Source organism: Microcystis sp. LE19-84.1B (assembly GCF_027531875.1).
In the GTDB taxonomy this organism is placed as follows: Bacteria; Cyanobacteriota; Cyanobacteriia; order Cyanobacteriales; family Microcystaceae; genus Microcystis; species Microcystis panniformis.
On the sequence record NZ_JAPZSR010000100.1, the window covers coordinates 1 to 5,317 of the forward strand.

Annotated in this window: 10 protein-coding genes; 8 read left to right on the plus strand and 2 right to left on the minus strand. The window is 38.3% G+C overall.

The features are described 5' to 3' along the window. The first annotated feature begins 136 nt into the window (after positions 1-136). The 7 genes from O9324_RS05910 (at position 137) to O9324_RS05940 (ending at position 3,891) form a co-directional block, all read left to right on the plus strand. Positions 137-283 carry an anacyclamide/piricyclamide family prenylated cyclic peptide gene (locus tag O9324_RS05910; protein ID WP_288139710.1) on the plus strand — a complete coding sequence of 49 codons (147 nt, stop codon included), beginning with the start codon at positions 137-139 and terminating at the stop codon, positions 281-283. 372 nt (positions 284-655) lie between these two features. Next, on the plus strand, positions 656-1,048 hold the full coding sequence (locus O9324_RS05915; RefSeq protein ID WP_288139711.1) for a hypothetical protein: 393 nt from the start codon (positions 656-658) through the stop codon (positions 1,046-1,048). Beyond that, positions 1,045-1,230 carry an HNH endonuclease gene (locus tag O9324_RS05920; protein ID WP_288139712.1) on the plus strand — a complete coding sequence of 62 codons (186 nt, stop codon included), beginning with the start codon at positions 1,045-1,047 and terminating at the stop codon, positions 1,228-1,230. Before O9324_RS05915 ends, O9324_RS05920 begins: the two co-directional genes overlap by 4 nt. A 120-nt stretch (positions 1,231-1,350) precedes the next feature. After that, positions 1,351-1,488, plus strand: coding sequence for a hypothetical protein (locus tag O9324_RS05925; RefSeq protein WP_288139713.1), 138 nt, complete (start codon positions 1,351-1,353; stop codon positions 1,486-1,488). A 33-nt stretch (positions 1,489-1,521) separates the two neighbouring features. Beyond that, positions 1,522-2,418, plus strand: a complete 897-nt coding sequence (locus O9324_RS05930) for a DUF5838 family protein (protein ID WP_288139714.1) — start codon at positions 1,522-1,524, stop codon at positions 2,416-2,418. 76 nt (positions 2,419-2,494) lie between these two features. Continuing rightward, positions 2,495-2,941, plus strand: a complete 447-nt coding sequence (locus tag O9324_RS05935; protein ID WP_288139715.1) for a DUF29 domain-containing protein — start codon at positions 2,495-2,497, stop codon at positions 2,939-2,941. Positions 2,942-3,009: 68 nt separating this feature from the next. Then, complete coding sequence (locus O9324_RS05940) at positions 3,010-3,891, plus strand: Rpn family recombination-promoting nuclease/putative transposase (RefSeq protein WP_288139716.1); 882 nt, start codon at positions 3,010-3,012, stop codon at positions 3,889-3,891. A 142-nt stretch (positions 3,892-4,033) separates the two neighbouring features. On the opposite strand, the gene O9324_RS05945 is transcribed toward O9324_RS05940, so the two are convergent. Together O9324_RS05945 and O9324_RS05950 are read right to left on the minus strand one after the other, a co-directional pair. Further along, the gene (locus tag O9324_RS05945) at positions 4,034-4,273 is read right to left on the minus strand and encodes a type II toxin-antitoxin system HicB family antitoxin (RefSeq protein ID WP_043995445.1); all 240 of its coding nucleotides are present in this window, start codon (positions 4,271-4,273) and stop codon (positions 4,034-4,036) included. Then, a complete protein-coding gene (locus tag O9324_RS05950; protein WP_004161256.1) occupies positions 4,260-4,475 on the minus strand; it encodes a type II toxin-antitoxin system HicA family toxin in 216 nt (71 codons plus the stop codon). The genes O9324_RS05945 and O9324_RS05950 overlap by 14 nt, the downstream gene beginning before the upstream one ends. 363 nt (positions 4,476-4,838) lie before the next feature. On the opposite strand from O9324_RS05950, the gene O9324_RS05955 reads away from it, so the two are divergent. After that, the gene (locus O9324_RS05955) at positions 4,839-4,985 is read left to right on the plus strand and encodes an anacyclamide/piricyclamide family prenylated cyclic peptide (protein ID WP_288139717.1); all 147 of its coding nucleotides are present in this window, start codon (positions 4,839-4,841) and stop codon (positions 4,983-4,985) included. Positions 4,986-5,317 lie beyond the last annotated feature (332 nt).

Genomic DNA, 5,317 nt, shown 5'->3' on the forward strand with positions numbered 1-5,317 from the left:
CTTTTTTTGTTGCTAAATTGTTACAAAACTAAATAAAAAAAGCCTTGACAATTGAGTTACTTTATGTAAAAGTAAGACCAACCTAATGTTGTTAAGACTTAGGAAAAAAGACAATACAAACAAGAGGTAATTCTCAATGAAAACCAAAAAACTGACACCCCGCAATGCTGCTCCTGTCCAACGGGAAAATACCGCTACCGTCTCTCGTGATGGCAATGCGATTGCCCCCCTGCACGGCCATGAGTACGTATATGATCCTTTTGCGGGGGACGACGCAGAGTAATCCCCCTGATTCTAGCACGAACCTCAAATCAGGTCAAAAGTCTTTTTCTCCTTGCCAGGGCGCACGGTTTGCCTCAATGAATTGACGTACAACCCTAGTTAATTCGTGGCTTTCGGATACCTGGAACCCGGGGAGAAGCTTCTTGAGCAGGGGAGAGAGGGAGCAGGGGAGTACAGGTTTTTGCTCTTCTGTTGTCTCCCTTTTCCTTGGAGCACGAGTGCTAGAAGATTTAGATTCAGGGAGATGAGATCCTGCCAATAGCTTACTCCCCCAGGGTTATCGGGTAGCGGTGTTCTTCTCCTTGGGTTTGTACCTTTGACAGAATTAGATGAGCTATGATTAAAGTAAGATTTACTTATTCATACATCACAAATGACTCAAATTACTATTAATTTACCAGTCAGTTTACTTGAATCAGCCCAATGTTTAGGAAAGGCTACAGAACGAGAGTTATCAGAGGTTTTAATTGATACCTTAGAAATCATTTTGCCTACCTTTAATAGTCTCTCAGCTGTGGGCAATCATCTTGAAGTTTCCCATCTTTTAGATTCCGAAGTTATTGAATTAGCTAATTCAAAAATGGATGCTGTTCAAAATCAACGCTTGGGAGAGTTACAAGCTAAGGGAAAAAATACGGGCTTAACCGAAGCCGAAGGCTATGAATTATTAGTTTTAATCTCAATTTACCAAATGGGACAATTAAGAAAGTCAATAGCCTTAGCTGAAGCCGTTAAACGAGGTTTGAGAGAGCCTTTAATACCATGAGTTTTCTTACAGAAACCTTACGCCAAAAAGTTAGACAACGGGCAGGAAATCGTTGTGAATATTGCCTAAGTCACCAGGATTATATTATGGGGAGATTACAAATTGATCATATCCAACCTTTAGCTAAAGGAGGTGTTAATACAGAAGATAATTTATGTTTAGCTTGTGAATTATGTAATTAATATAAATGGACTCAAACTGAGGCTATTGATCCCAAATCTGAGGCGTTGGTTTCCTTATTTAATCCTCGCCTTCAAAAATGGTAAGAACATTTTACTTGGACTCCAGAGAGAACAGAAATTATGGGAGTAACGGCTTGTGGTCGAGCAACAATTGTAGCTTTAAGATTAAATAGTAATCTGGCTGTTATTGTGCGTAAAAATTGGGTTAAAGCTGGTTGGCATCCACCTGATTTGCAGACGGAATCTCACCTTACCTAAAATATTCTTTTCACAATCTAAAAACTGGCCATTATGATAGTTGCTGACATTCAAAAAAACTCCCTCAAAGAGCAAAGACTACAATTTATTCGTAACCATCAACAAGCTTTCGATGTTGAGCCGATTTATCCTCTGCGGCTATTTGAAGACTTTGTGATGGAAGTTGAAGGCAATTGTTACATTGAAGCCTCTTGTAAGATAGAATTAGATAAATTAATTGCCTCACGGTTTATGCTCTTTTTTAAAGATCAAGCTCAAGAATTGCAAAAATATCTAACTCAATCTCTAGCTTTTTTTCAGCAAGTGGAGAACCGTGTGGGTGTTCAATTAGATTATTCTTTATTACAGCAATTTTTAGGAGATAACTTTGACTTTAGCAAGCTAGAAGTCCTAAGTGCTGGTATTGACTTAAGAACCAATCTTGTCGATTCTAGTGTAAAAATGCACATCAGAATTGGGGATTATCCCGAAAAACTAGCAACCGCTTTTGTTTTAAGTGACGGTGTTGCTGATAGTAATTATCTCAGTGGGTTTGTTCACCTAATTGGTTTTGATTTTTATTTCAATGGTAAGAGTGCAATCGAAATTTATGCTGAAGTTGGAGAAGATGATTTTTTCAAACCAGAAACCATCAATCAAGTGTGGCAACATTTTCCTAAATCAGCCTTAAAACCTCTCCAAGCATCAAGTCTATTTTACACCGGTTTATCAAAAGCCAATCACAACCCAGTGCTTTACTACAGTCTCAAAAATCGTCAAGATTTAATCAATTACTTTAAGCTTAGTGATACAGCCCAAAGGGTTCACAGCTTTTATCAACATCAAGATATTCTACCTAATATGTGGGTAGGTACAGCCCAACAAGAATTAGAAAAAACGAGAATCGAAAATGTTAGGCTTTACTATTATAAGTATTTTGGAATGGAGTAAACTTTATGTTAACCACGAAACTTCTCTGATGTCAAGACACTCAAAACGATAAAACAGCTAATGGAGACCATCAATGATGCAAAGAATTCACGACTTAAAACAACTCTATGAGATTGATGACTCCCAATGGCTAGGAGAAACCGTTAGCCTACTCAGAAATCATCAATTTTCACAACTAGACTTAGAACATTTAATCGAGGAATTAGAGGATTTGGGCAAAGAAAAGAAAAATGCGGTAGCCAGTTTTTTAGAACAGGTTATCCGCCATTTATTATTACTGCAATACTGGACAAAAGAAGCAGAATATAATACAATTCATTGGCAGGAAGAAATCTATAACTTCCGTACTCAATTAGGGCGAAAAATGACGGCTAATCTCCGCAATTATTTAGAAGAAGAATTAAACTCGATCTACCAAGATGCGTTAGGTTTTGTCAAAATCAAAACAGTGAATACTGTGATTTTTCCCTCTCAATGTCCTTACTCACTAGAACAATTACTGGATCGCTCTTGGTTGCCATAAAAATCATATCAAGAAAAGGATGTTATGACTGTTATGACAGCCCTCAAAGAATTAGAACAATTAGAATAATGAAAACTGATAAAATCTTTTATACCCTATTTCAAGTCTTTCCCGAACTTCTCTTTCAACTGCTGGGAGAATCTCCCAATCTGGCGCAAAATTATCAATTTAAGTCAATCGAAATCAAAGAATTGGCTTTCCGACTCGATGGGGTATTTATTCCCGATGCAGACCACCCAGATTATCCGCTTTACTTTGTCGAAGTTCAATTTCAAAAGGACGAGGATTTTTATTGGCGATTCATCACTCAAATCTTCCTCTATCTCAAGCAGTATAAGCCTGAACGTACTTGCTGTCCCGTAATTATCTGGGGAAAGCGACGCTTAGACACAGGGGTTCCCCTCGCTTACCAGAATTTGCTAAACTTAGAGCAGATGCAACGGATATATCTCGATGAAATTGAGGGTGAGTCCCCTCCATCTCTTGGGATAAGTATCCTCCAGTTTATCGTCATCAGTACGAAAAAAGCACCAGAACAGGTTCAATCACTGATTAAGCAAACCCGCCAACAGATTGTTGACCCTAACACTCAAAGAAATGTTATCGAGTTAATCGAGAAGATTATTATCTACAAATTTCCGCAGAAAAGTCGCCAGGAGTTAGAAGCCATGTTTAATCTCACGGAATGGAAACAAACCAAGTTTTATCAAGAAGCTAAGGAAGAGGGGAAACTTGAAGGGAAACTTGAAGGGAAACTTGAAGGAAAACTTGAAGGAAAACTTGAAGGAAAACTTGAAGGGAAACTTGAAGGGAAACTTGAAGGAAAAATTGAAGGAAAATTAGAAACAATTCCTCTTCTGGTTAGGTTGGGACTTAATGAAGAACAAATTGCGCGGGAATTAAATCTAAAAGTTGAGATTGTTCGTCAATTTACCAATCAGAACAATTAAAACTTTTGAGGGATTACTTTTCCACAAAAGGGAGAATCTCTCAATCTCCCCTCGCAATGACAATCTTCCTTTCGGTATACTGTATAGTTCTGGTAGCAATAGGTGAGAGTAGGGTAAGCTTCTAAGTATTCTTCTAGTTTTGTTAATTTATTTTTGGCAAAATTTCTCTCTTTTTAGTTATCTCAGGATGAGGTAAAGATTCCCCTAATTTCTGATAAAGTTGTATCAGAGATTCTAGGACTTCTTCAGCATTTTTCACGGCTTCAGCATAAGTATTACCATGAGTTCGCCATTTTTGTCCAGGAAAGTCAGGTAAGCCAACTAGATAACAATTGTCTTCATCAGACCACTGAAGCACTATTCTATATTTAAGTTTTTTCATCTTCTTTTCTCCTGACCTCTTCAATAGCATTTTTGACTTCTTGTTCTTGGTAACGTTTAGCATCTGCTCCGTCTTTTCCCGATAGGGTGATTTTTCCTGCATATAGAGGGTGTAACCAATGGTTGTGACTGCCTTTTCCCGGAAAATCAATAAATCCAGCTTTTTTGAGCATTTGTTTTAATTCTCTGATTTTTTTTGGCATCAGTCAAGATTTGCTGGATAAGGTAATTTGCTGGAGGGTGTGACAAGTCTTGGATAATTCTTATTATATAAGAATTTCGACCATTGAGCGGTTAGTGAAGAAGCAGGGGAGTACAGGTTTTTGCTCTTCTGTTGTCTCCCTTTTCCTTGGTTAACGAGTGCTAGAAGATTTAGATTCAGAATAGATGAACCCCTGCTAAGTTTACTACCCCAGTAGCATCTGGCGGGGGTTTTATTCGGAAAACTTAACTTAAGCCGATCTAAACTTAACAAAACTTAACAACAAATTCACTGAAAAACTATTGATTCGGCAGAAAAAAGGTGGTATGACTGAACTCAACAACAATAAGGTCGGAATTACCCCATGAAAACTAAAAAACTGACACCCCGCAATGCTGCTCCTGTCCAACGGGAAAATACCGCTACCGTCTCTCGTGATGGCAATGCGATCGCCCCCCTTGGTTATAAATATCAAGATTGGATACCTTTTGCGGGAGACGACGCAGAGTAACCCCTTTGATTCTAACACTCACCTCAAAAAGTGTCAAAAGTCTTTTTCTGCTTGCCAGGGCGCACGGTTTGCCTCAATGAATTGACGTATAACCCTAGTTAATTCAGGGCTTTCGGATACCTGGAACCCGGGGAGAAGTAAGGGTAAGTGCTAGAAGATTTAGTCAATGCTACTGAAAAAGTCGGGGATTATCTTTGACTTCTCTTGGTCAAAAATTAGAGTTTTCAATAAGTCCCCGATTGATGTTCTTAACAGTAAATCGCTTATTTTAAGTAGCTGGTTATAATTAAATTTAAAATGGATTTTAGGTTCGATCCCCCCTTAGTCCCCCC